The sequence below is a fragment of the Bacillus sp. ISL-47 genome (assembly GCF_018613175.1).
In the GTDB taxonomy this organism is placed as follows: Bacteria; Bacillota; Bacilli; order Bacillales; family Cytobacillaceae; genus Cytobacillus.
Window position 1 is genome coordinate 698 of the sequence record NZ_JAGGQS010000001.1, and the last position, 26,346, is coordinate 27,043.

The following is a 26,346-nucleotide window of genomic DNA, read 5'->3' on the forward strand; positions in this document are numbered from 1 at the left end:
CAGGACTTTGAATCAGCTTCTCTGAGTAAACACCGCACGAAGAAAATGCGAATGCATTTTCGAGGATCTCGTGCCTTCCGCTCCAATCAACAGGGTGCTACAAAACAACATTAACCTTTAACAGAGCCTTTAAATATAATATAAAGAAGGTTAAACAGTCACAGGCAAGAGAATAGCTTTAAGAAAAAGCTGCTGATTTTTGCAGTTTTTTTCGGTGCTATAAGCCCATCTTTTGATAGGCTATATAAACCAACGTACATTCTCAGCACATAGGCATATGATGCTTTTAGAAACCTGTGAAAGGAATGACTAAAATGCATCATGATCCTAAATCGTATTCCTATCCATATTATCCCCAGGTGAACACACACATGTATTACACAAACTATATGCCAAGAAATCAACAAGATCATCAACAAGTATGTGAAGCGATACTTGGAGCGATAAAAAGAGAAGCTTCAGCCATTGAGCTTTGTCGACAATTAGCAAATGAAGCTCCAAACCAGCAGCATTTTAATGAAATTCACCAAGCTATAGCAGGTAAAGTAGCACATTTGACACAATTTACGAATCTTTTTATCAGCTTAACGGGAACTCAGCCAGACTATCAAATCGATCAAGTTCCATTTCAAAACTATAGAGAGGGCTTGCAAAAAGCTTATCAATCAGAAGTGGAAGGATATCAGGAATATCACAAGAGCAGTATACTTACAGAACACCCGCAAATCAGAAATGTATTTTTATGGGCTTTAAGTGGTGAACAGGAAAATGCTGTTCGTTTTTGTTCTTTAAATGAGGAAATAGCAAAGAGGCAAACAGACTTTGGACCAGAACCGTTTGTGGTGGATATCGAGGATGCGACTACGAAAAACAATAATTTCCGCACCGCTCTATGGACTGGAGAACATTTGCAGTTGACCTTGATGAGTATCGGTGTTGGAGAAGACATTGGTTTGGAAATTCATCCGGAACTGGATCAATTTTTACGTGTAGAAGAAGGCCAAGGGATTATTCGAATGGGAGATAGCAAGGATCAATTAGATTTTGAAGAAAAAGTGTCTGAAGACTTCGCCATCATCATCCCTGCAGGCAAATGGCATAATCTCATTAATTCAGGCTACCAGCCGCTTAAGCTCTACTCAATCTATGCACCGCCTCAGCATCCATTTGGAACCGTTCATAAAACGAAAGCGGAAGCATTGGCTGCGGAAGAAGAACACCATTCAAACTAAAATGGGCAAAATCAAAAAGCCTCATGAGTCATATTGAGGCTTTTTGATTTTAACTGCAATGTGTCTGAGTTAGTCAAACATCTCGATAAATCCTTCGTGCTTGAACACTATTGAATGAATGCAAATTTTCTTAAGGGGGCTGAAAAATGATTGCCAATATAATCGTACCACTTACCTTATTGGCTTTTGCAATTGGCTTTTTCTTTTTATGTTATATCCTTTTAAGGAAGTGAAAAACAGAATCCTTGCAATCATTTTTATTTGGCTTGAGCAGCCATTTTTATTAATCAGCAAGTCTGCAGGAGGATTTTATTGCATTAGAGGCGAATGTTTGTTCTATAATAAGGGTAAATCATATTTTCGAGGTGTGTCATGAAGGTAGTCATTGAAACAATTCTTAACATTGAAGGAAGCAGGGGGATGCGGCGAGGCGAGTTTTACGTTCGTGATCAAGACTATAAAGACCATGCAGATTTTGCTGTTAGTATCGTTGCTTATGAATGGATTCAGCAGCAGCGGAAGGAGACCGGCTTCAGAGAAACCATCATTGAAAAGGTTACCTGGAATAATCAGCATGATATTACGGAAGAGGTGAAAAAGATTCAGCCGGTTATAAAGGATGATTTGCCTTTTTAGCTTTTTTACATAATTTTGTTCATTAACGGTATGAATGCGTAGCTATGAATGAAAAAAGAGTTGGAAGTACATCTTGTGAATTGAAAATTTAAAGGAGAGCGGGCATGATGATTTGGTTTTTATTCATTTTTATCCTTTTGATTTTTACATTTGCTTTATTTATTGATTGGAGACGAAGGAAGAATAATAATAACCCTCATACACCAACAAATCCGAATGCTAAGCCAGGAGATCGTTCGAACTATATGATGGGGGATAATAAAGACACTGGAGGATTTCAATAATTTCCTGCTCCAGCTGACAGGTATAATCCATTAACAGGACGAAAACGCTTGGGTGCAATCCAAGCGTTTTTACGTGATATTTATAGTGTTACTTTTGGGGTTGTTTTTTGAGGGCTGGCAAAGTTTCATTTAATCTAATAGCTGATAATAGACCTGCACTCAATGGCAACAGAGCTACTAATCCAATTGCCCAATTAACGTTTAGTATGTCTGTTAACATTCCTGCAAATAATGCTCCAAATGCATATCCACTATCTCTCCAAAAACGATAAACCCCCATTGATGAGGCTCTCCATTCTGGTTGCGCAACATCACTAATTGAAGCTTGTAAGGTGGGATATACCATTGCGGTTCCAAGCCCTAGTAAAATGGCTGCTGTGAACCATAGGCTATATTGGTTTACAAATAAAATCATCCATAGAGAAAGGGCTTGAAGCCACATCCCGCCAACAATGAACCACTTTCGTCCAATTTTATCACTCAACGCTCCGGTGAACAGTTGGAAGAATCCCCATGAAGCTGGATAAATGGCCACTAATACTCCGATTTCAGATACGGTTAAGCCAACTCCCGTAAAGAATAACGGGAATAGTCCCCAAGCCATACCATCTTTAAAGTTTGTGCTTAACCCTGCAAAAGTGACACTAGATAAACTTTTATTCTTAAATGTAGTCGTTTTGAAAACGTCTTTTGCAGATAAAGTCGGTCCATTATTGCTGGATGATTTTGTTTGAAGCTTTATATGTTTTTCTGTATCTCTTACAAATAATGATAAGATAAAACCGATTATCACAATAAAAATTCCTAAATAAAATGGTTCGGGGCGGTTAGAGAAATTTGTGGCAACAAAGCCAGAGACAGCAGCCATTACAGCTACTCCTATATACCCTGCAAATTCATTTAACCCAACAGCCAATCCTCTTTGAGTAGGTTTAGATATATCAATTTTCATATTTACAGTCATGGACCAAGCTAATCCTTGATTGATGCCTAAGAAGATATTCGCCACAACAATCATCCACCATGAGGTTGCAAATATAACAAGTAGAGGAACTAATAAACCGATACCCCATCCGATGAGAAGAACTTTCTTTCTCCCTAATCGGTCTGCGAAAGCACCTGCGAAGTAATTCACAATTGCCTTTGAAAATCCGAAACTAATAATAAAAGATAATGCCGCACTTGCTGATGCTAAACCAAAGTCTTCTTCACCAATAATAGGGAGAATGGTTCTTTCTAGACCAACCATTGAACCAACAAAGAAGTTCGTAACAACTAAAAGTATGAAATTTATTATATTCTCTTTAATTCCAATTTGTACTTTACTCAATCCACTCACCTCCAAAAAGGGAGAACCAAATAGTGGTTCTCCACTTTATTATTTTCCTTGATTCGTTTTTCTCATCTCAATAAAACCTTCTGGTTGTGGCGGTACATTCGTTGTCATAAAATCAACAAATTCCTTCTCTTTATCGAATTTCATTGCTTCATTGTGACGTTTTTCAAATCCAATGGTTGAAGAAGGTTTACCACTTAAACCACGTCCACAAACTGAGCCAGAAAATGCTCCCGGATATACTTCAATGTGGTCTTCTAATTGAGTAATCTTTTGTAAGCTTTGATATAAATTTTTTGCACCCTCTTCGATAGAAGAAGCTAATTCAGTTCTTCCTGCATCACCAACCATTAAGGTATGACCTGTTAAGACAAACCAAGGTTCATCCGCTCTGCGCTTATCTGAAACCACAATAGAAATGTGTTCTGGTGTATGACCCGGAGTATGCAAAAATGTTAAAAGTGTATTACCTGCTAATAATTCCTCCCCATCTTCAACTGGGGTAAATTCATAACTTGTATCTGCAGAAGAATGAAGGACATATTTTGCACCTGTTTTTTCAGCTAATTTTCTAGCTCCTGATACATGGTCAGCGTGAAGATGTGTATCAATTACATAAACAATATTCATGCCTAACTTTTCAGCTTCCGCTACGTAAAAATCAACTTGGTCTTCTAGTGGGTCTACCACTACTCCTTGTGATTGACTTCCACAACCAAAGAAGTATGATGCTGCTACCGGATTAGTGTGTAAATATTGACGAAATAACATTTTTAAATTCCTCCATAAAGTTAATGAATATATTCAGCTTGTTTCCACTCATGAACTCCTTCTTCCATGCGATATGCTTCGTATCCAAGGGAGTTTAAAGTTTCTACAGCCTGTGTGGCAAAAGCACAGTATGGTCCACGACAATAAGCAATAATTTTTTTATCTCTTGGAAGAGAGGAAATATGCTCTTCCAAGTTCTGAACTGGTACAGATATTGCTCCTGAAATATGTTGATCTTTATATTCATCTTCTGGTCTTACATCAATTAGAACAGCCTCACCATCTTGTATCTCTTTCAAAATATCTTTAAGTTGGACCATTTTAATCTTATCGTCTCTTCCTATATAACCTTTCCTTACGTGTGTAATATCACTGAACTGCATTTCAGCCAGGTTTTTAATCGAATGCAGGAGTTCAACCACGTTATCATCTGCTAAAGAGTAAAATACAAAGTTTTTATCCTTACTAAATTTAACTAATTTAGCCTCTAGCAGTGATTGTAGGTGTTTCGACGTATTTGCTACAGACATCTTTGCTTCTTTAGATAATCTATCCACTGTTTTGGGTCCTTGAGATAAATAATCTAATAACTCAAAGCGTTTGGGACTAGAAAGTGCTTTACTAATTCGAGCGAATTGACCGTATACAAGGTCTTTAAATTCTCTAGGTTCCAAATCATCACCTCTTAACTATTCAACTAATTAGTTGAATAGTCGAATTGTATTATATATATGCTGATTTGTAAAGGGTTGCTAAATATAGTGAAACATTAGGTAATTAAAGAAAAACGAGGTTAAATATCGAACAAGCGCATCAGACGTATGCAGAAAGAAAGCTGAATAAATATTTACTTAATGTTATCTTTTCCAAAATAGAAGCCGGAAACATAACCGGGATTCCGCTTTATTCCAGTATCTAACATAAAAGAGCTCTCAATGTATAATTTTTATTATTCCTGGGCACTACTCGTAGTAAAATTAATTTTTCTGCAGAGGGTGCTATAGTTGAAAAAAGAAAACAAAAACTTATTTATAGCCGGTTTTATACTTGGATTAGGTTTATTGGGTGCGATAGATGGGATCCTATTTCATCAGCTGCTGCAATGGCATCATATGATCTTAAGCCCTAATATCCGGCTTGAGATTTTTACGGATGGGCTATTTACTGCGTTATTTTCAGCTAAGCTCATTTGGGGCGGGGTAAAAATTTTTCAAGATTCCCGAAAAAATGAGCTCGGAGATAGCTGGAAAATTTTCTTGGGCGGTATTTTTATTGGCGGCGGAACTTTCAATCTCGTAGAAGGGATTGTAGACCATCATATCCTGCAAGTCCATCGAGTTAAACCATTGGCTGAAAATCCTTTATTATATGATTTAGCCTTTCTAGCGATCGGCCTTTTACTTGTTATCATTGGTTTCATGATCAAGCGCATGGAAAAAGCAGCATAAGAAAATTTTATTAGTGAGGTATTACATGAAAAGATTAAGGAGTTTTTTATTATTCTTCATACTCTTCTTAGGATTTTTTTACTATTATACAAGCCAGAATCCGCACAATCATGCCGGTGCCAAGAATCATATGAATCATAGTTATGTAGAAATTCCACAAGGATATGAGGTTCCGGATGTGAACATCTCCGTGACGCAAGAACAGTCAGGGACATGGCTGCTAAAGGTCCAGCCTAACCACTTTACCTTTGCCCCTGAAAAGGTCGGGCAAAAGGAACCCAGCTATAATGAAGGACATGCTCATTTATATGTAAATGGTGAAAAAATAAATCGTTTATATGGACAATATTATAATTTGGGTTCATTAAAGGAAGGACAAAATGAAATAAAAGTCACTCTCCATTCTAATAATCATGGGGCTTTAGTATATAAGGGAAAACCAATACAAAACAGCACGATCGTGGATGTAACCTCTTAAATAGATATTTTATTAGGACTGCAATAGTCCTTTTTTTTGTAGACATTCTAGAAAACCTCTTCAAACTTACAAGCTTTCACCACTTCGCCATTTTTCCTTTCAAACCGAAAGTTACAGTCTGTAAATGCTAGTAAAGGTATGCCTTACGGAAACACTCAGAATTTCAAAAAACACAATTCTGAGTGTCTTTTTGCATTTATAGATTTCATTAAACCTCTATAGGTCTCTGCCGGACGGCGGAATCGGCAAACATAGAAGCTTAACATCAGGAAATAGGCAAACTGTTCATTTTTATAAACAAATGTAATTATCCTGTCCAAATGAATATTCTGAAATATTATAGTAGTAAAGGGGGTGATTGTATGATGGGATCTAAAAGATATGGTTGTAATGACGTAAGCCCTGATAGAGAAGGGAATTGCGAAGGCTGCGTGTGCAGTCTTTTAAGAAGGGCGAGCAGAGATCAGAGATTTTTTATTTTGATGAAAGGAACTGGTGAATTCCTGGCGTTAGGGCCAGGCGAAAGTCCACAGGCCACCGAATTTTCATTTGTTCGATTTAACCGTGAAACTTGCTGTGCCACTTTTACTTTTATTGAACAGGGACCACCTGTTCCAGCTCCAGCAGTTGCTCCTGTACCGGCGGGAACACTTGAGTTTATCGTTGATTGCCGTTGCATCTGCGCTCTTACTCCAATACCAGTTCAATAATCTTTGTTCGGTTCAAAGGCCTTGTCATAAGGCCTTTCTTTATTCACCAATCATTCTTGCATAAAGGTGCATTTGCCTGGCAGCTACATAAATTGATGTTTTTGTGCATTCATACAAAATCCAAGCAGTTGAAACTGTACGAAGTAACAGACCTAAATAGAATAGGTTTTCATTCCGTATGTTCGATGCTATACTTTTATTTTGAGTATCGAAAGGAATGTTATACGTGAAAAACGTTTTGTTATTTTTATCTCAATTAGTTCTGCTCTGGGCTATTTATCAATTTTCTAGTTTAATAGTAGGGATCCTCCATCTGCCGATACCATCCAGTGTGCTGGGGATGATCCTATTATATCTCCTTTTAACAAGAGGAGTCATTCAGGTACGGTTCATCGAGAAGGGGGCAAACTTTTTAATCAAGCATCTTGCCTTATTTTTTGTACCGTTTGCAATAGGATTAATGAATTATACAGGGCTTATCAAAACGAGCGGAGTACAGCTGATGTTAATGATTGCGGGAAGCACAATCATTGGATTACTGATCACGGCCGGATTAACACAATCCTTATCAAAACGGGAAAAGGAACGAACACATCATGAACAGTCTCATTCTCACTCTCATTAGTATTGCTCTTACAATCGCTGTGTATTTTGGGGCTACTGCTCTATCAAGACGGGTGGTATCTCCATTCACAACCCCCATTTTGACTGCGACGATTGTTATGATTATGATACTTAGCTCATTGGATATCAGTTATGAGCAATATTCCTCTGCCAAGGAATGGATTACATCTTTATTGGGTCCAGCTACCGTTGCCCTGGCAGTACCTCTATATAAAAATAGAGAGATCATAATGGAAAAATTAATGCCTGCCACATTTGGGCTAGTGATTGGAACACTATCTACCATTCTTTCAGCTGTTTGGATATCAAAAGCATTGGGTTTGTCTGAGACCATCCAGGCAACATCTGCTGTTAAAGCAGTCACAACCCCTGTGGCCATTGAAGCGGTCGCCCTCATTGGCGGGGATCCAGCGCTAGCAGCAGCTTTTGTTATCACATCAGGCATATTTGGAGCTGTTTTTGCACCTGCTCTTTTATCCGTTGCGAACATTCATGATCCGTTTTCACGAGGACTTGGCATCGGAACCGTTTCACATGGGATTGGCACCAGCCAGGCAGTGGTGGAAGGACCGATTACAGGCGCTGTATCAAGCGTTGCCATGGGAGCTTCGGCCATTATTACCTCTATGATTCTTCCTTGGGTTTATCCGTTTATCCAATTATAGTGCAGCGCAATCCTTTTAGTGGGATTGCGTTTTTTTAAAGGAAAGCATGTCAAACAAGTAATTTTCTTACTAAATTTTACGTAATAGGCTAAATAAAGACATGCTTAAACGAATTTTTTTGTGAATAAGAGTATGGATCGGGATATATCGGTCACCTTCACAAGTTTATCGGTCAGATTTTCAATATATCGGTCAGATTTATATTTTATCGGTCACTTTTTGGATATATCAGTCACTTTTTCGATATATCAGTCAGTTGGCGTTAGATCAACATTCCTGCACTTCTATAGTGATAACAGGGTGTAAATTTTAAAAGCCATTTTTCGCCATAACTTTGATTAGTAAGAGAGATCTAGTATACTATTAAAAATTTATACTATGTTTTTCCAAATGAGAGAGGTCAGAGGTGACTAGGGATGCTGGAAATCTTTACTGTTCGTTTATTTAATCAGGAAAGAAACATCCGGGTTTACTTACCAAACAACTATGATGGAAGCACGATAAAATACCCCGTTTTATACATGCATGACGGGCAGAACGTTTTTGGGCGGGAAGAGGCGATTGGCGGAGAATCGCTGGAATTGCATGCATACCTTGAAAAAAATAACGTGGATTTAATTGTGGTTGCCATTGATCAAAATACGGCAGGGGATGAACGGATTAATGAGTATTGTCCTTGGAGGAATGGAGAATTCAGTGAAAGGCTGTTAGGTTCTAAAAGTGAATCGGGTGGGAAGGGAGCGAAATATGTAGATTTTATTGTAAATGATTTAAAGCCATTCATAGACGGAAAGTACCGAACTTTAGAAGAAAAATCTTTCATGGCAGGAATCTCATTGGGCGGTCTTATTTCAATCTATGCAGCTTCCTGTTACCCCCATATATTTAAAAGGGCAGCTGCCCTGTCTCCTGCATTTTACCGGAATCAAGAAAAGATAGAGGAAATGTTGAAAAGCACCTCACTCTCACATATAGAGAAGTTGTACTTAGACTGTGGAACGGCAGAAGTGCCAACAAACAACCAAATTAGCGAGCTTTTTTTACTGTCTAATAAATCTGTATATGAAATCTTAAAAAATAAAGGAATGAATATAAACTTTTCTATAATTGATGGGGCGGAGCATCATTATTTAGCATTTAAAAAAAGAGTTCATTCATTAATTGAATTTTTTATTTCCGATAAGTAAAAGAACCGGAAACAGGATTATTCTTCTATTTAAGATAATATTAGTGGAAAAGTTTATTTTAGATGAAGAGGTCAATGTGTGGGCACTTAATTTAAGGCCGTTGGGCTCCTAAACTTTGCAATTATGGGGGAGTCAACGCAGTTTCCTGATACAACGTTTTTTCCAAACAAAAAAAGGACTCTATAATAGAGTCCTTTCATCATTACGCTTTGTTAACGTTAGTAGCTTGAAGTCCACGTTGACCTTGCTCAGTGTCAAATGTCACTTTTTGGCCTTCGTCTAAAGATTTAAATCCTTCGCCTTGGATAGCTGAGAAATGTACGAATACGTCTTCTCCACCTTCAACCTCGATGAAACCAAAACCTTTTTCTGCGTTAAACCATTTTACTGTACCTGTTTGCATGTGTGTTTCCTCCTGCGTGGATCTATTCCACATTTTAATACTATTATTGCTCATTAGATATCAAAGGCGAAAAGTTTAAACACTTATTCTTTGACCGAACAAAAATAATTCTTCTTAAGAATAACAGCTAAAGTCTGGAAAAGCAAATTTTATTTAAGAATTTTTATTTTTTAAATTCCAGGTATTCAAAAAAAACAGACGTTTTTTTAGGAAAAGGTTCTGATTTCTCCATCTCAAAAAGATTAAAAAATTTAGGTGAAAGATCCCATTGGCTATGGAGCCCCAGAGTCTATAAAGGATTTTCATCACGTTACGTGAAAAGTGGAAGCTCATTTATTAGGTTTAAATAGAGAAATTGTCCTTTTTTAATTATTTGAGTTTGATTGACCAGTTTTTCTTTATAAATGAGATAAGCTTGAACTATAACTTTCTTCAGCTCTCTAGAATAGGCGTAAATATATAGGATAAATGATTCGGATTAACAAGTATGTAACAAAACCTAAACTCCTTTTTTACATAGCATCAATAAAGTCTTTTTGTTCATTTGTTATCCTCTAAGAGAAATCAGATTTACTTAAGGAGGCATAACATGAAAAGTGTAAAGCGGAGTAAAAATCGAATTAGGAAGGCAGTTAGTTCTCTTTTGGTGTTGTTGTTGGTCATTTTAGGTTTGGGAAATAGCGCATTTGCAGATCAAACCAGTTTTGGCCGTGGCCAAACGGTAAACGTGAAAATAATGTCCTATAACATTCATCATGCTGAAGGGGAAGACGGAATTTTAGATTTAGAACGGATTGCAAGGATAATAGAAGAGGAAGATACGGATATTGTTGCTTTGCAGGAGGTGGACAATCATTGGTCTGAGCGCAGTGATTTCCAGGACCAGGCAAAATGGCTTGCAGAGAGTCTTGGAATGTTTTATACATATGCAGCAAACCTGGACCGTGAGCCATTAAACAATGGAGGTGAACGCCGTCAATATGGAACAGCTATTTTAAGTGAATATCCAATCATTGAATCAGAAAATCATTTTCTGTCCCAAATAGGGAACACTGAGCAACGGGGTCTCTTAGAAGCTACAATCAATATAAGTGGAAATCACTTGAATGTTTATAACACGCATTTAGCACTAACTCCTGCCGAACGGGAGCTGCAGATTAAGGAGATCGTTGAAATTGCCAGCCAATCAAAGGGTCCAAAAGTGATTCTAGGCGATTTAAACGCTACTCCAGAGAGCAATGAAATGAAACCTATGTACGCTAATTACCTGGATGTATTTGCAGGTCCTCCGGATGCAAATACTTATCCTGCCCAAAATCCTGCAAAGCGGATTGATTATATCTTTACATCAAAAAACATTGAAACAGCAGATGTTGAAGTGATTAAGAGCTTGGCTTCAGACCATTTGCCTATCACTGCGGATCTTGTATTGGATCGTGATCAGCCATATTATAATGGCAATAAATAATAATTGAATCCATAGTCTTACCAAGAATGAATTGGTAAGACTTTTTTTATTGCACTTTTTTTTAGCTCCTAGATTTATTAAGAAAAGTGAGTTGTCTTTTTTTAATGGGTTGGCGCCGTTAACTTAAGCAGATTAAGAATAAATTTTGAGCATGTTGTTCCGTATAAGTTTAAAGGCCAATTGGTTGGAAATAATGTACATACTATGATCTATGATGATTTTAGGAGGAAAAATGAAATTATCGAGCGAACAGTTTCATAATAGTTATTTAGCGTTTGCATTTATTAGAGGCATAAATTTAGTAATTGAAAACGATATAAGAAAATCGTTGAAAAATTACGATTTATCGTTTCCTGCCTTTCGTATTTTATGGATTTTATATTTTGATTCAAACCACATAAACATGTCCGATCTTTCCTATCTGGCTCAAACAAATATTTCCAATGTTTTCCGGCAATTAACCAAGCTAAAAGAAGAAGGGTTAGTCATTATTGAAAATGGCCATGATGCCCGAACGAAAGAAGTATGCTTAACGGAAGGCGGCCGGAAGCTTGTTCAGGAATTTATAGAAGAGAATACGACAAACTCAAACTTACAGATTGTCGAATCAATCGCCAAAATCTCCAAAGAGGATTATTCGAAATTTATTGAAGTTTTTACTTTGTTAAGTGATGAATTACTTGGAAAACAATACAGTGACTTTTTAACCAAATCTTCAAACGCAATATTAAAGAAATCAATAAATACACCTTAGAGGGTAAGTTGTTGATATTTCCAGCCGGTAAAAACAGGTTCATCTGAACCTTGTTTCTATCGGCTTTTTTTCATTTCTATTTAAAATCGCTGATGACCGAGGTTCATCTCCTTCAAATATTTGCATTCGCAAATAATTATGTTTTTTATGTACCATACTATAAACAGTTACTAAATGGAGTACCCGGCAATCATGTATATCAAGACAAACGACATTATAGATGAATAAGTTTAAATTTCAATAAAGAAGAGGGGGATTACAATTTGAAGCTTTCAAAGTGTGTAAATGCTAAGAACTCAAGATTATTATTAATAATAATGATGATTATTCCCTGGATTTCGCTTCCATTATTGGGACGAAAGACAATAAAACGGTTTCTTCCGGCAACTGTATTTATTTGTTTAGTCGTAAAAGTAATGAATATAATCGCTGAGAAACGAAAATGGTGGTGGTTTTACACAAGTATCCATTCAAAGATAAAAGGAGATATTCCTTTCATTTTAGGTCCCTACTTTATTTGTTCTCTCTGGGTTTTAAAAATGACCTATGGTAAGTTTTCGTTATTTTTAATTACAAACGCAATTCTTCATTTCTTATTTGTATTTCCAGGAGGAAAACTTTTGAAGAAATTAGGAATCGTTTCTTTAGTTCGTATAAACTCCATCCAATTATTTTTTATTCTTCTGATTCGAGCGGTTCTTTTATATAGTTTTCAATTCGTAAAAGAGAATCTAAATTTTGGGCGTACTGAGGGGGAAGTTGAAAGAAGCTAAGAGTTTTTGAAAAAATCATTGATAATTAGGTGAGCAGCGGGTTTAAATTTTTTTGCATACTCGTTTAGGCTAAATTTAGAAAGATTTGATAAAACCTTTGATAAAACCTTTGATAAAACCTTTGAAATGTTGTCAATGATCAAGTGAAAAAGAGAAAATACAGCAGAGTAAATCCAACACAATCAAGTATTTAAATGTTCTGCAATTAGCCTGCAATTTAATGGCTTTTTACTTTGTATTAAATATTCAAAAAATATTGACAATTAGATATAAAACAGTTAAATTATTAATAATTATAAAGTTATAACATTATATTTATTAGAGGGAGAATACTAAATGCAGTTAGATAAAAGTTTACATATACCTCTTTATAGACAAGTAGAAAAGATTTTAGAAGAGAAAATCATTTCGGGACAATGGGAAATTGGGAGCCAGCTTCCAACTGAACAAGAATTGTCAGACCTTTTTGAGGTCAGCACCATTACCGTAAAAAGAGCGGTGATTGAGCTTGTGAACAAAGGGTACCTTTTTAGGCAAAGAGGCAAGGGAACTTTCGTTTCCGGAGAAGCAAAAGAACAAGATCTCATTTCCCTTATCTCACTTAGCACGAATTCAGACCAGGAACATCCACATGAATTAATCAGTTTCACTTATGAAGCAGCAGGCAAAGAGATCGGTGAGAAGTTAAGACTTGATCCGGAGGATGAGATAATAAAGATTGAGAGATTGAAAACCGAAAAGAATGACCCGATCGCACTTGAATATACCTATTTGCCGGCAGAAAAATGCCCAGGCCTTACATCTGATGATATTAATAATGAACTCATATTTAACATCCTAAAAAACAGATTTCATATTTCACTGGGAAGAGCTAAAGCATTTATTAGACCCTATATACTCCCTAAAAAACAGTCCAAACTGCTGCACGTTGAAACGGGGACCGCTGTGTTTGAATGGGAGCGGTTTACCTATACGAAGCAAGAGGAGATTATTGAATACTCCAAATTCTATATTCGCACAGATAAAGAGGTTTACTATACGGAAGTCCGATTATAAAAAAAATGATCGTCCTAGAATGGACAATCTTTTAGCATAAAAGATATAAAGTTATAATATTATATTTTTAAATTTAAAATACTGAAAATTAGCAACATTAAATTAAATAGATATTTTCATTCAATGAAAGGGGGAATCCATTAGTCTGTTCAATCTTCATCTTAGATCAGCTCCTATTGTGCAGGTATGAAACACCTAAATTGACGAGGGGGAAATAAGAATGAAAAGAAAAGCATCTCTTATACTTTTACTTTGTTTATTACTTGTTACTGCGGCTGGATGCAGCGGCCAAACTGGAGGTTCTTCAGATGAAGGATCAGGAAAAAGTCCTGAAAAAACCCTTGTTTTAGCAGCATATGGAGGAAGCTATGAGCAAAAGATGAAAGAGGTTCTGATACCAGAATTTGAGAAAGAGCATGGTGTTAAGGTTAAGTACATTACCGGGAGCTCTGTTGATACTTTATCTAAGCTTCAAGCCCAAAAGGACAATCCGCAAATTGATGTTGCCTTTTTGGATGATGGTCCGCAAGCACAGGCAAAAGCTTTTGGACTGCTGGCACCATTAGATGAGAGTGTTGTTACAAACCTGGCGAATGTATATGATATCGCGAAGGATAAAGACAATGTGGGCGTAGGTTTTGGAATCATTTCAACCGGATTGGCTTATAACAAAGAAGTCTTTGAACAGAATGGCTGGGAGCCGCTGACATCATGGAATGATCTGGCCGACCCGAAATTCAAAGGGAAGCTTGTACTGCCGTCCATTGCCAATACGTATGGTGTCCACTTTCTTCTCATGACGGCCATTGCAAACGGTGGCAGTGAAGAAAATATTGAGCCTGGATTTGAAAAGCTAAAAGAAATTGCCGGAAATGCTGTGACATTTGATAAAACAGCTGACGTTTCCAACTACTTCATGCAAGGCCAGACCGTAGCAAGTGCATGGGGAAGCAGCCGTGTGTTCACTCTTCAGGATACTGGATTCCCAATTGAGTATGTTATCCCTGAAGAAGGTGTTCCTGCTTTAATGCCAACTGTTAGTGTCATAAAGGATGCACCAAATGCCGATCTTGCACAGGAATTTGTTAATTTTGTTCTGGATGAGGAAGCCCAGCTTTTATTTGCAAACTCTCTTTTTGACGGACCGGTTAATAAGAACGTGAAGCTTGAGGGAGATATTGTGGATAAGGTGGTTTATGGTGAAGACGAAATTGCGAAATTAATCAAAGTGAATTGGGAAGTTGTCAATGCAAAACGAGCTGAATGGACAGAGCGGGCTAATAAAGAAATAGAAGTGGCCCATTAAGGAAGAGGTGAAATGATGAGTTACTTAAGCCTTGAAAATGTGGTTAAGACCTTTAATAAAACAGAAGTCGTTAAAAAGCTGAGCCTTGAGATTCAAAAAGGGGAGCTGGTCTCTTTTTTGGGGCCATCAGGCTGCGGCAAAACGACGACACTAAACATGATAGCCGGATTTCTGGAAGTGGATGGCGGGAAGATTGAGGTGGACGGCAAGCCCGTTCACCTGCTTCCTCCCAATAAAAGAGAAATGGGCATGGTGTTTCAGAACTACGCATTGTTTCCGCATATGACTGTTTTTGAGAATGTGGCCTATGGGCTGAAGCTTCGCAAGGTGCCGAAAAGTGAAATGAACACGCGCGTGCTTGAAGCCCTGGAAATGGTCCGATTATCAGGCTATGAAAAACGCTATCCAAAGGAGCTATCGGGCGGACAGCAGCAGCGGGTCTCACTTGCAAGGGCACTGGTCATTAAACCGAAAGTACTCCTCCTCGATGAACCCCTGAGCAATCTTGACGCAAAGCTGCGCCAGGAAATGCGCGAGGAAATCGTCGATATTCAAAAGCAAGTCGGCATTACCACCATTTTTGTTACACATGATCAGGAGGAAGCCTTGGCGATATCAGACCGGATCGCCGTCATGTATGAGGGAAGGATTGAACAGGTGGATGATCCAGCTTCCATCTATAATCATCCGAAGACAGACTTTGTGTCCCAGTTTATTGGGGAAGTGAATCACATTCAGGGAAAAGTGCTGGAAGCCTATGAAAATAAAAAATGTAAAATGCACTTTTTTGGAAATGAACAGATTGTTTCCGTACCATCAGCAAAGAATTCAGAGGTTCACTTTTTCATCAGGCCTGAAAAAATTCAAATCTCGCTAGCCGAGTCAAATGAAAGAAATGAGGCCTTCCAAACGAAAGTCGAAAGGAAAATGTTTTTGGGTGCCAAGACTCGATATATCTTGAGCGTACAGGATAAGCATCTTGTTGCTGATATATCCAATACCGTCCTGAATCCAACTCAGGTAAAAGAAGGAAACAGCGTCTATACGTATTGGAATCCGGAGGATCTGCTGCCTTCAAGAATGGTGAGGTGAGAATAAATGCAAGCCGGAATCGGAACGGAACATGATTTATTGCTTCAGCAGAAGAAAAAGAATTTAAATAGGAAACGGATTGATACTTGGCTGCTGCTGCTTCCAACTCTCGCCATTTTTATCTTTTTCTTCTTGCTTCCTTTGTTTTTCCTGTTTATCACAAGCTTTAAAACCTTTGATGCCAGCACTGGGATAGGGGATGAGTGGACGCTTCAGAATTACATAAAGTTCATGTCAGATCCATTTTATCTGGGAGTTGTCTGGCGGACTGTTAAAATCGCACTTTTAACCACATTGATTACCATCATTATTTCCTATCCGGTAGCTTTTCAGATTTCAAGGTCAAAGGGGAGAGCAAGGAATTACTTAACCTTGCTTGTGCTGTCGCCTCTCTTGATTAGCATGGTAATCCGCTGCTATGGATGGGTCATTCTGCTTAACAATAATGGGGTGGTCAACAATACTCTTTTAAAGCTAGGCTGGATTGATCAGCCGTTAACCCTTTTGTACACTGAATTGAGTGTCGTTATTGGCATGGTGCATGTTCTTTTTCCATACATGGTGCTAAGCATCATGGGATCGCTTGAAAAAATAGATCCTTCCGTCATCAGAGCCTCGCAAAATCTCGGGGCCAGCTCCTTCAGAACCTTCTTTTCCATCCTGCTTCCGCTAACCTTGCCAGGCGTTTTTGCCGGATCTGTTATGGTATTCAGTCTAAGCGTTAGTTCGTTTGTGACACCGGCCATTTTAGGAGGCCCGCAGGTAAAGGTCATGTCCTACTTAACTTATGAACAGGTAGCTGTGATGCTGAACTGGCCTTATGGTGGCGCCATTGGGTTCCTATTAATCCTGATTGCGACGATTACGATTATCGCCTACAGCAAAATACTTGCCAGGTCGGAAAAAGGAGTGGCGATACAATGAAAAAGAACTTGCCGAAATTTTTCTTTAACTTTGTTTGCTTTTTAGTGTATGTCTTCTTGCTGGCACCCATCGTAGTTGTATTGCTGTCTTCTTTAACAACAACAGAATATATTGTTTTCCCGCCAAAGGGAGTGACCCTCAGATGGTATACAGAACTGATCGAACATCCGGAATTCATGCAGTCTTTTACGCTAAGTATCATTGTGGCATTCGGAACAGCGGCCATCTCCACAGCTATCGGCACACTGGCATCAATTGCGGTTGTCCGGCGCCAGTTTAAAGGGAAAACAGCGATCGTTCAATTAGTGGGATCACCTCTATTGATACCATCAGTTGTGTTTGGGATTGCCCTTTTGCAGTTTTACTCGTGGATTGGATTGGCTGCGAGCCCGCTGGCGTTAATTCTGGGGCATATTATTCTAACCGTCCCCTTTGTGATGCGTCTCGTTGTTGCCAGTTTAGTAGGGTTTGACCGTTCGATTGAACAGGCAGCCTTGAACCTTGGAGCAGGACCTATAAAGGTTTTCTTTCAAATTACCCTGCCGATCATTAAATCAGGTGTCATAGCGGGTGCCATTTTCGCTTTTATTACCTCCTTCGATGATTTAACAGTTGCTTTATTTATTGTCAGCACCGATGTTGTCACCCTGCCGGTGCGCATCTATACTTACATGCAATATCAGTATGATCCGATCATTACATCTGTATCGAGTATTATGATTCTTTTTACAGTAGTGCTCATGCTTGTAATTGAAAGAATACTTGGGGTAGGGAAAGTGTTTTCCTCCAAAAATTAACGAAGAGGTGGCTTTTATGCATATAGAGACTCATCCCATTCTTGGGAAGCAGCTTCAAGAGCCTGTAACCTTTTACTTCAAAGGCCAGCCCTATAAAGCTTATAAGCAGCAGACGGTTGCAGCTGCTTTAATGGCTAATGGAGTAAAGAAATTTGGATTAAGCCGAAAGCTGGTCCAATCAAGAGGTCTTTTCTGCTCGCGCGGACGATGCTGCAGCTGCTATATGACTGTTAACGGTGAAGATCATGTACGCACTTGCATGACAAAGGTTAAAGAAGGAATGACCGTATATCCGAATCTGGAAGACCCCGAGATAAGGAGGGAACAGTATGGAGACTGACGTTCTCATCATAGGGGGCGGACCGGCTGGCCTTGCTGCTGCGATTGAAATAGCATCAAGAGGATTGGATGTCACGGTTGTCGATGAATCCTCCTCTCTTGGCGGCCAGCTATGCCAGCAAACACAGCTGCTCCGGCCGCTGCCTTCCGTCTATCAGCCGATGCGGGGGTTTGAATTGGCTAAGATCTTAACAGAGCAAATTCATGATTTTAGAGCAGGTACGCTTTTAAATCATCGCGTGATCGGGCTGTATGCTGATGGAAGTGTGGGACTTTCTGATGAAGAAAATGTGTTTCCTGTTAAAGCGAAAAAGATCATCGTGGCCACTGGTGCCGCTGAAAAGGCAGTGGCTTTTCCAAAATGGACGCTTCCGGGCATTATAACGATTGGTGCCGCCCAGACACTGGTTAACCGGGATTTTGTGATGCCAGGGAAGGAAGCAGTGATTGTGGGTTCAAGCGATTTTGCCCTGGATGTTGCAAGTCAGCTTTTGGAGGTTGGCGTGGAGGTTAAAGGAATTATTGAAAAAAACCCTGCAGCGGCTGCAAGAGAAAAAGAAAAAATAGATGCGTTAATAGGAAGAGGTATTCCATTTTATTTAAATAGCTTTATAAAAGAGGCAAGAGGAAATGGACAGGTGGAGGAAATCGATATTGAAGTGACCAGAGATATCTTAACGGTAACTGCGGATGTTGTATGCATCGATGGTGGAAGATCGCCGATACTTGATTCGTTTTACCAGCTGGGCTGTTCCTTTGGCTACGAGGAAGAGCTTGGCGGATGGGTCCCGCAATATAATCGTGAGTTTAAAACGGACAAAGAAAATATATTTTTAGCCGGAAATGCGGCGGGCATCAGCGAACAGGGTGCATTGCTTCTCACAGGCATGATAGCCGGAATCAGTGTATGTGAAGAACTGCAGGCACTCAGAAGTGGAGAGGCAGAGGAAATCCGAGATGCACTGTGGAAAGAGCTCCAGCTTTTAGAGCATAAAGTTGTGTGGGAAGGAAGAACGAAACACATTAAAAACTTTGCAGCTCCGGTGCTGAAGGATCAATTTATCTCTTAGTTTAATAGAAAAAGAGACTAGAAGGTGAACAAATTGGATAAAACAACGATCATATGTCGATGTGAAGAAATCAGCTATGAAGAGGTAGAAGAAGTCATCGGGCATGGAGGCAGAACCTTTGATGACGTTAAAAGGCTGACTCGGTGCGGAATGGGTCCCTGCCAGGCAAAGATCTGTACGGGACTTGTAGCAAACATCATTCATGAACAAACATCCTTGCCCCTTTCTGAGATTCCTTTGCCAAGGATGCGGATGCCGCTATCGCCGATTAAGCTTGAAACACTGGCAACGAACAGCACAGCCTTCTCCACCGTCAAATCGGTGTTGGATGAGGTGGAAATAGAGGACGGGAAGGTGAGATAAGTGGAAACAAGCTATGAAACGATTGTGATTGGAGGAGGCGTAGTAGGCAACGGGATTGCCTTTCATCTTTCCGAACGATACAGAGAGGGCGTGCTTGTGCTCGATAAAAAATACCCCATGTCAGGCACCTCCGGCTCGACCCAGGCCTGGGTGTGGGTTCATAATAAAACTCCATCCTGGTATGCGGAATTCAATATGTACAGCGCTGAACTTTATCCATATTTGTCTAAAAAAATAGGTGATGTTGAATACAAGCGCACTGGAGGACTTTCGCCATTTTTCAATGAAAGCGATCGGGAAAAAGCAAAGCAGCTTGCTGAATCCTACCGTAAAATCGGCATAAAAATTAAAGTGCTATCAAGGGAAGAGGTTCTAGAAAAAGAACCCTTCATGAACCCTGAAGTCGCTGGAGCCACATACAGCTCCATCGATGGGAATGTAAATCCCTTCCGGCTGATTGATATGTATATGAGGGCTGCCAAAAAAAATGGTGTGCATTATTCAACATACAATAAAGTAACTGAGATTCAGAAGCAGGATGGTAAATATATAGTTGTTTCTGATCAAGAAACATATGTATGCAAAAATCTCATCCTGGCTGGCGGAACCTGGTCACGGGAATTAGGAGAAATGCTTGGGATTGAGATTCCGGTTAATCAGTTAAGAGGGCAAATTCTTGTTTCCGAACCATTAAAGCCATTCTTGAATTTTACAATCAGCGGGCTAAGGCAGGCGAACAATGGTGAGGTGCTAATGGGCTACTCCATGGAGCAGGCAGGGTTTAACCGAGCGACAACGCTTGATGTTATCCAGGAAACTGCCAATATGGCCGTTCGCTATGTTCCTGCACTAGGAAAGGCCAAAATTGTTCGTGCCTTCTCCGGTATTCGCGTCATGCCTGAAGACGGCTTTCCGATCCTCGGGAAAGTGCCTGGCTTTGAAAACCTATATGTGGCAGCCACCCATAGCGGTGTAACACTTTCCCCTTTAATAGGGACACTGATGACTGAATTGATCATGGATGGGGAAACATCTATCCCAATAGACCGGTATTCGCTGAGCAGGTTTGGTTAGGATGGAAGATTATTAAGTTATAATATTATAACTTTAGATGATCAGTTAAGGGAAGGAAACTCGCTGAAAGCAGAAAGAATTGATATAAAAGCTTTCCTTTAACAAAGCTAAATTGTCACAACTTGGAGGAAAATAAAATGCCGCATTTATTCATTAGGGGAATTACAGTTGAGCAGACAAAGGAAATTAGTGTCCCTCTAGTAAAAGAGTTAGCAGAAGTATGTGCATGTGAAGAAGAAAACTTTACTTTGGAAGTCGTACAGTCCACTTTCGTGTTTAACCAAAATGAAGTGCCAGCTTATCCATTTATAGAAGTAAAGTGGTTCGATAGAGGTAAAGGTGTGCAAAACCAATTTGCGAAGGCTGTTACGAAACATGTCCAGTCACTTGGTGTTCCAGAAGTAGAAGTAGCATTTACTGCATTTTTGGAGGCTGACTATTATTTAAATGGGAAGAGCTTTGCGGAAGAATAAAGACCTAAATAAGTATATAAGAGACCTTGTTATTCTGGCTGAAGAATTAATAAGGTTCTTTTTTTTATAAGTTCTGTTTTCGTAAAGTTTGTTGCTTTTGAAGGCAAACTTATTTTTAACTAACTGAGTTGATTGGAGCGGAGAGCACTTGACTCCTACGGGAAGAGAGGGAAGTGCGAGACCCCACAGGCGAAGCCGAGGAGGCTCGCAACCCTCCCCGAGGAAAGCAAGTGCTCGCAGCGGAAATCAACGGGCAGAATTCATAAACAAAAACAACAACCTATGTGAAATGAGCCTTTTGAGTCTATTAAAAATAGTATTTCAATAAAGAGTTTATAATTTTGTAAAAATTCTGTTAATAATATTGATTTTTTCGAAATTTGCGACTATGCTTTACTTAAAGAATATAAAATAAAATGTCATTTCAATATGCGAAATGTAAAATCTTTACCTCTTACAGCCTGGAAAGAAGGATGAATACTATGAACCAGAGTGTAACAAAAGCATTAAAATTACTTTCTCTTTTTTCCGAAGAAAAGCGGGAGATCTCCCTTCAAGAAATTTATGAAATGACTGGAATGCCAAAGGCTACTGCTTTTCGTCTGCTTGCTTCACTTGAAGAGGGGGGATTTATCCGCAAAATAAAGTACTCAGAACATGATATACGCTACCGTCTGGGCCTCAAGCTTCTCGAACTGGGGAATCTTGTTAGTGAGGACTTAGAACTTCGTCAGGCTGCTTATGAGCATATGAAAGCTTTGAGCAAAGAAATCAATGAAGTCGTCCACCTTTCAGTATGCGAGGGAGAAGAGGCCATTTACATTGAAAAGGTAGAAAGCAGCCAGGCCATAAGACTTTATACGAGAGTTGGCAAAAGATTTCCTTTATTCGTTGGTTCAGGACCCAAGCTTTTACTGGCTTACCTCCCAAAAACGAGGCAACAAGAAATTATCAGCCGTATGAAGTTTGAAGAATTCACACCACATACGATCACTAATGAAAAGAAGCTATACCAGGAACTTGACACGATAAGACGGCAAGGTTATGCAGTGAGTTTAGGTGAGCAGGATCCTGATACAGTGGGCTTTTCCTTTCCTATTCGGGATTTCTCCGGAGAGGTAGTCGGAGCTCTTGGCGTAACGGGTCCAAGCATGAGGTTCTCAGATGGAAGAAGAGGTGAAATTCTTCAAAAAACACAAAAAGCCGCTCAGGCTATTTCCGAGGACTTAGGTTTTAGGGGATATTTGTGAATAGGACAGTCATTGTTTAATTAAATATTTTCATATACTGAAATGTTATTCCGGTATGTGAAAAGATAATAGAAATTGCTGTTTTCAAAGTTTGTTGCTTTTACCGGCAAACTTAGTTTATATAACTGAGTTGATTGTAGCGGAGGGCACTTGACTCCTGCGGGAAGAGAGGGAAGTGTGAGACCCCACAGGCGAAGCCGAGGAGGCTCACTGATATCTTAATAGGTTACCAATTGAAAGGTGGAGTTATTAATGGTTAAAATGACGAGTGCCCAGGCTATTGTTGAATGTATGAAGCGAGAAAATGTCAAGCATGTATTTTGTGTACCCGGGGAAAGCTACCTGCCATTAATGGATGCAATCTATGACGAAAAAGATATCGAGTTAATCTCAAATCGTCATGAAGGTGGAGCCTCATTCATGGCTGAGGGTTATGGAAAAACATCGAATAAGCCTGCAGTTGTGATGGCAACCCGCGGAGTTGGTGCAGCCAATCTTTCCATAGGAATTCATACAGCTTTCCAGGATTCTACTCCCATGGTGGTTTTTCTTGGGCAGGTTCATACTAAATTTCGAGGGCGCGAAGGATTTCAGGAAATGGAGCTAGATCGTTTTCTCGAGCAGGTAACCAAATGGGGAGTGGAAATTCGAGATCCGGAACGGACACCTGAGCTTGTTCAGAGGGCATTTCGGATAGCACAGACAGGACGCCCCGGACCTGTAGTTGTTTCATTGCCAGAGGACGTTTTGCCTAAGGTGGCTGACATGAAATTCGCAGCTGGCACTCTGATTCCGAAACCAGCACTTTCAAAAGAACAAACCAAAGAGATTTTATCTCATTTAAAAAAGGCAGAACGTCCGGTCATCATTGCCGGAGGAGGGGTAAAATTATCTGATGGGGAAGAAGCATTGCAGTCTTTTAGTGAAAAAACAAACATTCCGGTTGTCGCTTCATTCAGGAGGCATGATGTACTGCCGAATGACCATCCAATGTATTGCGGCCAATTAGGCTTAGGTACACCACTGTCCCAGATTGATACAGTTCGCAAAGCAGATGTGATACTGGCTGTTGGAACCAGGCTTTCTGAAGTAACCACACAGGATTATTCCTTAATAAAACCCGAACAAACATTAGTACACATTGATATTGAAGCAAATGTCCTGGGTAAAGTTTACCCTCCAACACTCGGGCTTGTTGCTGATGCTAAAACAGCCTTGGACTCACTGAATAAGGAAGTGGAGAAGTGGGGCTCTTCCTGCTGGTCGGCATGGAGCAAAGATCGAAGAGAGGTATTTATTCAATCATCGCGAATGGATGAGATTGAGGAAGCGCCTTGGTCAATCGGGTATAAAGAGGTCATCCAGATGTTTAATGAACTTTGTCCAAAAGAAGCGATTATCACGAATGATGCAGGAAACTTTGCCACATGGCTGCAAAATTTTCATACCTTTACGGGTGAAAAATCTTATGCTGCTCCTACATCAGGTGCAATGGGATACGGACTTCCTGCAGGAGTTGGAGCAAAGATTGCAGATCCTGAGCGGCCGGTGGTTGTTTTTGCGGGAGATGGAGGGTTTATGATGACCCTGCAGGAGATCGAAACGGCAGTGCGAAATAAAATACCTGTCATTGTCCTTTTATTTAATAACTCCTCTTATGGAACCATTCGGATGCATCAGGAAAGAGTTTATCCTGATCGTGTGATCGGAACCGAACTTTCAGATGTCAACTATACGAAGCTGGCTGAAGCCATGGGGGCCAGTGGCGTTACTGCAGATTCAGCCGCAGCTTTCCGTTCAGCTTTTAAGGAAGCTCTTAGAGAAAATGAACGGCCAACCATTATAGAAATGAAAATGAATCCAAAACAGGTTTCAATAGGAATGAAAATATAGAACTTTTGCGGCTGCCCCATCAAATGGGACAGCCGCTTTTTTATGAAAAGCGTAATTCCCAATAGTTATCCACTTTCATTATTTACTATTTACTAATGCTAAGGGGAGAAAAAAAGCTAAAGTGATTAATTTTCCTTCATTTCCAAAAAACTTTTGTGAACCAGTCTTTAAGAGTTGGAATCAAAAATTGTTTGAGGTATTTCTCTAAACTGATATATATTTCTTCGATTTACTCTGTTAAAGGTTACTATGATTTTCTTGTTCAACTGACGGTTGTTAATTGAAGAGCATTGAAACATTATTGGCTTTGAAACACTCTGAGTGGTTTTTCAATCTTTCATTGCTCCTGCCTCTCTGGAAATCATTGCACCTTGTCCTTCGCTTACATCTTTTTGAATTTCTTGTTTTACTTTTTGTGCATCAGTTCCGGAAAATTGTGGTTTCATAATAGAACCGAAATTCTCTTTAGCTTGTTGATCCTGTTGCATACAAATCCTCCTCAATTTATTGTTTTACCAATCATATTATTTACAAAAAAACACTCGGAATATCCGGAGGGTTCGAGCGGATTTCACCTAAAGGGAGAGGTTTATGGAAAAGTTTTATTAAGAAACAGCATCAGACCCAAAAAACTGAATATCATTAAAGAGAAATTGACCCAAAAAAGAAAAACAGTTTCATTAACATTATCTTAAGAATGATTTTTAAATATAGTATTTAATTAGTCTCAACAAAAAAATTTAAACCTTGTCTCTTTTACGTGCAGAGGCAAGGTTTAATTATTTAGGCAGCTAGGAATTTTTTAATCCAAATAGTATATGTTTCATTACATCAAGTGTTTCTTCTACAAGGTCATATCCACCATTGTCATGAAGGCACCAGTCACATAAAGAGCCTCTGACTTTCCGAATGACTTAATCAGTGATTCGATCGGGGGTTTGTCCCTTTTTAATCAGCTTAATTTTGCTACAATTTTTCCTTTAACTCGGCGGGTCGCCAGTTCAGCTAATGCTGCTGGCACTTCTTCTAATGCAACAACTTTCTCTACAAGAGCATGTAGTTTGCCCTCTTGAAGAAGTGAAAGCATATGATTTCCCATTTCTGAGAGTTTTCGCTGTTCATTTACATTACCGGACTGATGTACGCTTCCAAGAGCTATTTGGTGAAAGGATAGGGGATGTGCAAATGAAATCGCATCATTCACATTAGGAGGTCCTGCAATAAACGCAATTTGTCCATTAAAAGCAAGAGCCTTCAATGACTTGTCAGCATTCTCGCGTCCTACTGTATCCAGGACCAAATCTACACCCAGCCCATTAGTGACTTCCAAAGCTTTTTCTGCAAAGTCTTCTTCGCGGTAGTCGATTGCATAATCGGCTCCTAAGCTTTTAACATATTTGTGGTTATTATAAGAAGCCGTTGTTAAAACTGTTAGCCCGGCATTTTTCGCTAACTGAATAGCAAAACCGCCAACTCCGCCAGCTCCGGCATGAACTAAAATCGTTTGCCCTTTGGAAGCATTCATTTTATGAAATAGGGCTTGGTATGCAGTATAGCCAGCACATGGAAGTGCAGCAGCATCTTCAAAAGAAACTCCTTCAGGAATCAGGGATACTGTATGAGCTGTTGTCACACCATATTCAGCAAATCCGCCTCTTTTTGTTAAATCACTGTGGTAAACAACTCTGTCCCCAACCCTGATATTCGTGACATTTGCGCCTAATTCTTCAACTACCCCAGCTGAATCCAGCCCCAGAACATGAGGGTAGGTCCAATTTGGATTTCCTCCGTTTCCTGTTTTATAGTCTACAGGGTTTAAGGCAGTGGATTTAATTTTGACCAAGACTTCACCTTCAGCAGGAGTCGGTTTTTCTAGATTGCCTACTTTCATTTCAAATACTTTTGCTTTCCCTTCCAGCAATAATGCCTTCATGATGGAC

30 protein-coding genes are annotated in these 26,346 nt (G+C 39.4%); 24 read left to right on the forward strand and 6 right to left on the reverse strand.

The window, feature by feature from the left end; all coding sequences use genetic code 11:
* The first annotated feature begins 371 nt into the window (after nt 1–371).
* The 3 genes from J7I93_RS00010 (at nt 372) to J7I93_RS00020 (ending at nt 2,152) form a co-directional block, all read left to right on the forward strand.
* A complete protein-coding gene (locus J7I93_RS00010) occupies nt 372–1,232 on the forward strand; it encodes a cupin domain-containing protein (RefSeq protein WP_251025666.1) in 861 nt (286 codons plus the stop codon).
* A gap of 372 nt (nt 1,233–1,604) precedes the next feature.
* Entirely contained in the window at nt 1,605–1,868 is a 264-nt protein-coding gene (locus J7I93_RS00015) for a hypothetical protein (protein WP_214722389.1), read from the forward strand.
* A 104-nt stretch (nt 1,869–1,972) separates the two neighbouring features.
* Complete coding sequence (locus tag J7I93_RS00020; protein ID WP_214722523.1) at nt 1,973–2,152, forward strand: hypothetical protein; 180 nt, start codon at nt 1,973–1,975, stop codon at nt 2,150–2,152.
* A gap of 88 nt (nt 2,153–2,240) precedes the next feature.
* Here the strand turns inward: J7I93_RS00020 and J7I93_RS00025 are convergent, their stop codons facing one another.
* The 3 genes from J7I93_RS00025 to J7I93_RS00035 are packed head-to-tail and all read right to left on the reverse strand — an operon-like array spanning nt 2,241 to nt 4,933.
* Nucleotides 2,241–3,482: an MFS transporter gene (locus J7I93_RS00025; RefSeq protein WP_214722390.1), complete on the reverse strand. Its 1,242-nt coding sequence runs from the start codon at nt 3,480–3,482 to the stop codon at nt 2,241–2,243.
* Between the two features lie 48 nt (nt 3,483–3,530).
* Nucleotides 3,531–4,259 (reverse strand): MBL fold metallo-hydrolase, encoded by a 729-nt coding sequence (locus tag J7I93_RS00030; protein ID WP_214722391.1) that lies wholly within the window; start codon nt 4,257–4,259, stop codon nt 3,531–3,533.
* 20 nt (nt 4,260–4,279) lie between these two features.
* Nucleotides 4,280–4,933 carry an ArsR/SmtB family transcription factor gene (locus J7I93_RS00035; protein ID WP_214722392.1) on the reverse strand — a complete coding sequence of 218 codons (654 nt, stop codon included), beginning with the start codon at nt 4,931–4,933 and terminating at the stop codon, nt 4,280–4,282.
* Nucleotides 4,934–5,263: 330 nt separating this feature from the next.
* Between J7I93_RS00035 and J7I93_RS00040 the strand changes: the two genes are divergently transcribed.
* The 6 genes from J7I93_RS00040 (at nt 5,264) to J7I93_RS00065 (ending at nt 9,371) form a co-directional block, all read left to right on the forward strand.
* Nucleotides 5,264–5,707 (forward strand): DUF2243 domain-containing protein, encoded by a 444-nt coding sequence (locus J7I93_RS00040; RefSeq protein ID WP_214722393.1) that lies wholly within the window; start codon nt 5,264–5,266, stop codon nt 5,705–5,707.
* A gap of 25 nt (nt 5,708–5,732) precedes the next feature.
* The gene (locus J7I93_RS00045) at nt 5,733–6,185 is read left to right on the forward strand and encodes a hypothetical protein (RefSeq protein ID WP_214722394.1); all 453 of its coding nucleotides are present in this window, start codon (nt 5,733–5,735) and stop codon (nt 6,183–6,185) included.
* A 362-nt stretch (nt 6,186–6,547) separates the two neighbouring features.
* Nucleotides 6,548–6,895 (forward strand): hypothetical protein, encoded by a 348-nt coding sequence (locus J7I93_RS00050; RefSeq protein WP_214722395.1) that lies wholly within the window; start codon nt 6,548–6,550, stop codon nt 6,893–6,895.
* A gap of 226 nt (nt 6,896–7,121) precedes the next feature.
* Nucleotides 7,122–7,520: a CidA/LrgA family protein gene (locus tag J7I93_RS00055; protein WP_214987751.1), complete on the forward strand. Its 399-nt coding sequence runs from the start codon at nt 7,122–7,124 to the stop codon at nt 7,518–7,520.
* A complete protein-coding gene (locus J7I93_RS00060; protein WP_214722397.1) occupies nt 7,492–8,184 on the forward strand; it encodes an LrgB family protein in 693 nt (230 codons plus the stop codon). The genes J7I93_RS00055 and J7I93_RS00060 overlap by 29 nt, the downstream gene beginning before the upstream one ends.
* A 416-nt stretch (nt 8,185–8,600) precedes the next feature.
* Nucleotides 8,601–9,371 (forward strand): alpha/beta hydrolase, encoded by a 771-nt coding sequence (locus J7I93_RS00065; protein WP_214722398.1) that lies wholly within the window; start codon nt 8,601–8,603, stop codon nt 9,369–9,371.
* 202 nt (nt 9,372–9,573) lie between these two features.
* On the opposite strand, the gene J7I93_RS00070 is transcribed toward J7I93_RS00065, so the two are convergent.
* Nucleotides 9,574–9,774: a cold-shock protein gene (locus J7I93_RS00070; protein WP_110063125.1), complete on the reverse strand. Its 201-nt coding sequence runs from the start codon at nt 9,772–9,774 to the stop codon at nt 9,574–9,576.
* 589 nt (nt 9,775–10,363) lie between these two features.
* Between J7I93_RS00070 and J7I93_RS00075 the strand changes: the two genes are divergently transcribed.
* The 15 genes from J7I93_RS00075 to J7I93_RS00145 all read left to right on the forward strand — a co-directional run bounded on the left by J7I93_RS00075 (nt 10,364) and on the right by J7I93_RS00145 (nt 24,406).
* Nucleotides 10,364–11,242: an endonuclease/exonuclease/phosphatase family protein gene (locus J7I93_RS00075; protein ID WP_214722399.1), complete on the forward strand. Its 879-nt coding sequence runs from the start codon at nt 10,364–10,366 to the stop codon at nt 11,240–11,242.
* Nucleotides 11,243–11,474: 232 nt separating this feature from the next.
* Complete coding sequence (locus J7I93_RS00080; RefSeq protein WP_214722400.1) at nt 11,475–11,996, forward strand: MarR family winged helix-turn-helix transcriptional regulator; 522 nt, start codon at nt 11,475–11,477, stop codon at nt 11,994–11,996.
* A gap of 263 nt (nt 11,997–12,259) precedes the next feature.
* The gene (locus tag J7I93_RS00085; protein ID WP_214987752.1) at nt 12,260–12,769 is read left to right on the forward strand and encodes a hypothetical protein; all 510 of its coding nucleotides are present in this window, start codon (nt 12,260–12,262) and stop codon (nt 12,767–12,769) included.
* Nucleotides 12,770–13,105: 336 nt separating this feature from the next.
* A complete protein-coding gene (locus J7I93_RS00090; protein WP_214722401.1) occupies nt 13,106–13,825 on the forward strand; it encodes a GntR family transcriptional regulator in 720 nt (239 codons plus the stop codon).
* 220 nt (nt 13,826–14,045) lie between these two features.
* A complete protein-coding gene (locus tag J7I93_RS00095; protein ID WP_214722402.1) occupies nt 14,046–15,131 on the forward strand; it encodes an ABC transporter substrate-binding protein in 1,086 nt (361 codons plus the stop codon).
* A gap of 15 nt (nt 15,132–15,146) precedes the next feature.
* Nucleotides 15,147–16,223, forward strand: coding sequence for an ABC transporter ATP-binding protein (locus J7I93_RS00100; RefSeq protein ID WP_214722516.1), 1,077 nt, complete (start codon nt 15,147–15,149; stop codon nt 16,221–16,223).
* 6 nt (nt 16,224–16,229) lie between these two features.
* Nucleotides 16,230–17,147: an ABC transporter permease gene (locus tag J7I93_RS00105; protein WP_214722403.1), complete on the forward strand. Its 918-nt coding sequence runs from the start codon at nt 16,230–16,232 to the stop codon at nt 17,145–17,147.
* On the forward strand, nt 17,144–17,944 hold the full coding sequence (locus J7I93_RS00110) for an ABC transporter permease (protein ID WP_214722404.1): 801 nt from the start codon (nt 17,144–17,146) through the stop codon (nt 17,942–17,944). The genes J7I93_RS00105 and J7I93_RS00110 overlap by 4 nt, the downstream gene beginning before the upstream one ends.
* A 16-nt stretch (nt 17,945–17,960) precedes the next feature.
* Nucleotides 17,961–18,284 (forward strand): (2Fe-2S)-binding protein, encoded by a 324-nt coding sequence (locus J7I93_RS00115; protein WP_214722405.1) that lies wholly within the window; start codon nt 17,961–17,963, stop codon nt 18,282–18,284.
* Nucleotides 18,274–19,353, forward strand: coding sequence for an NAD(P)/FAD-dependent oxidoreductase (locus tag J7I93_RS00120; protein ID WP_214722406.1), 1,080 nt, complete (start codon nt 18,274–18,276; stop codon nt 19,351–19,353). The genes J7I93_RS00115 and J7I93_RS00120 overlap by 11 nt, the downstream gene beginning before the upstream one ends.
* A gap of 24 nt (nt 19,354–19,377) precedes the next feature.
* Nucleotides 19,378–19,716 carry a (2Fe-2S)-binding protein gene (locus J7I93_RS00125; RefSeq protein WP_353050243.1) on the forward strand — a complete coding sequence of 113 codons (339 nt, stop codon included), beginning with the start codon at nt 19,378–19,380 and terminating at the stop codon, nt 19,714–19,716.
* Nucleotides 19,717–20,790, forward strand: coding sequence for an NAD(P)/FAD-dependent oxidoreductase (locus J7I93_RS00130; RefSeq protein ID WP_214722407.1), 1,074 nt, complete (start codon nt 19,717–19,719; stop codon nt 20,788–20,790).
* Nucleotides 20,791–20,927: 137 nt separating this feature from the next.
* Nucleotides 20,928–21,263 carry a DUF1904 family protein gene (locus J7I93_RS00135; RefSeq protein ID WP_214722408.1) on the forward strand — a complete coding sequence of 112 codons (336 nt, stop codon included), beginning with the start codon at nt 20,928–20,930 and terminating at the stop codon, nt 21,261–21,263.
* Nucleotides 21,264–21,745: 482 nt separating this feature from the next.
* Nucleotides 21,746–22,513 (forward strand): IclR family transcriptional regulator, encoded by a 768-nt coding sequence (locus J7I93_RS00140; RefSeq protein WP_214722409.1) that lies wholly within the window; start codon nt 21,746–21,748, stop codon nt 22,511–22,513.
* A gap of 252 nt (nt 22,514–22,765) precedes the next feature.
* Entirely contained in the window at nt 22,766–24,406 is a 1,641-nt protein-coding gene (locus J7I93_RS00145; RefSeq protein WP_214987755.1) for a thiamine pyrophosphate-dependent enzyme, read from the forward strand.
* Between the two features lie 329 nt (nt 24,407–24,735).
* On the opposite strand, the gene J7I93_RS00150 is transcribed toward J7I93_RS00145, so the two are convergent.
* Entirely contained in the window at nt 24,736–24,894 is a 159-nt protein-coding gene (locus J7I93_RS00150) for a hypothetical protein (RefSeq protein WP_214722410.1), read from the reverse strand.
* A gap of 464 nt (nt 24,895–25,358) precedes the next feature.
* Nucleotides 25,359–26,339: a zinc-binding dehydrogenase gene (locus J7I93_RS00155; RefSeq protein WP_214722411.1), complete on the reverse strand. Its 981-nt coding sequence runs from the start codon at nt 26,337–26,339 to the stop codon at nt 25,359–25,361.
* Nucleotides 26,340–26,346: the final 7 nt, after the last annotated feature.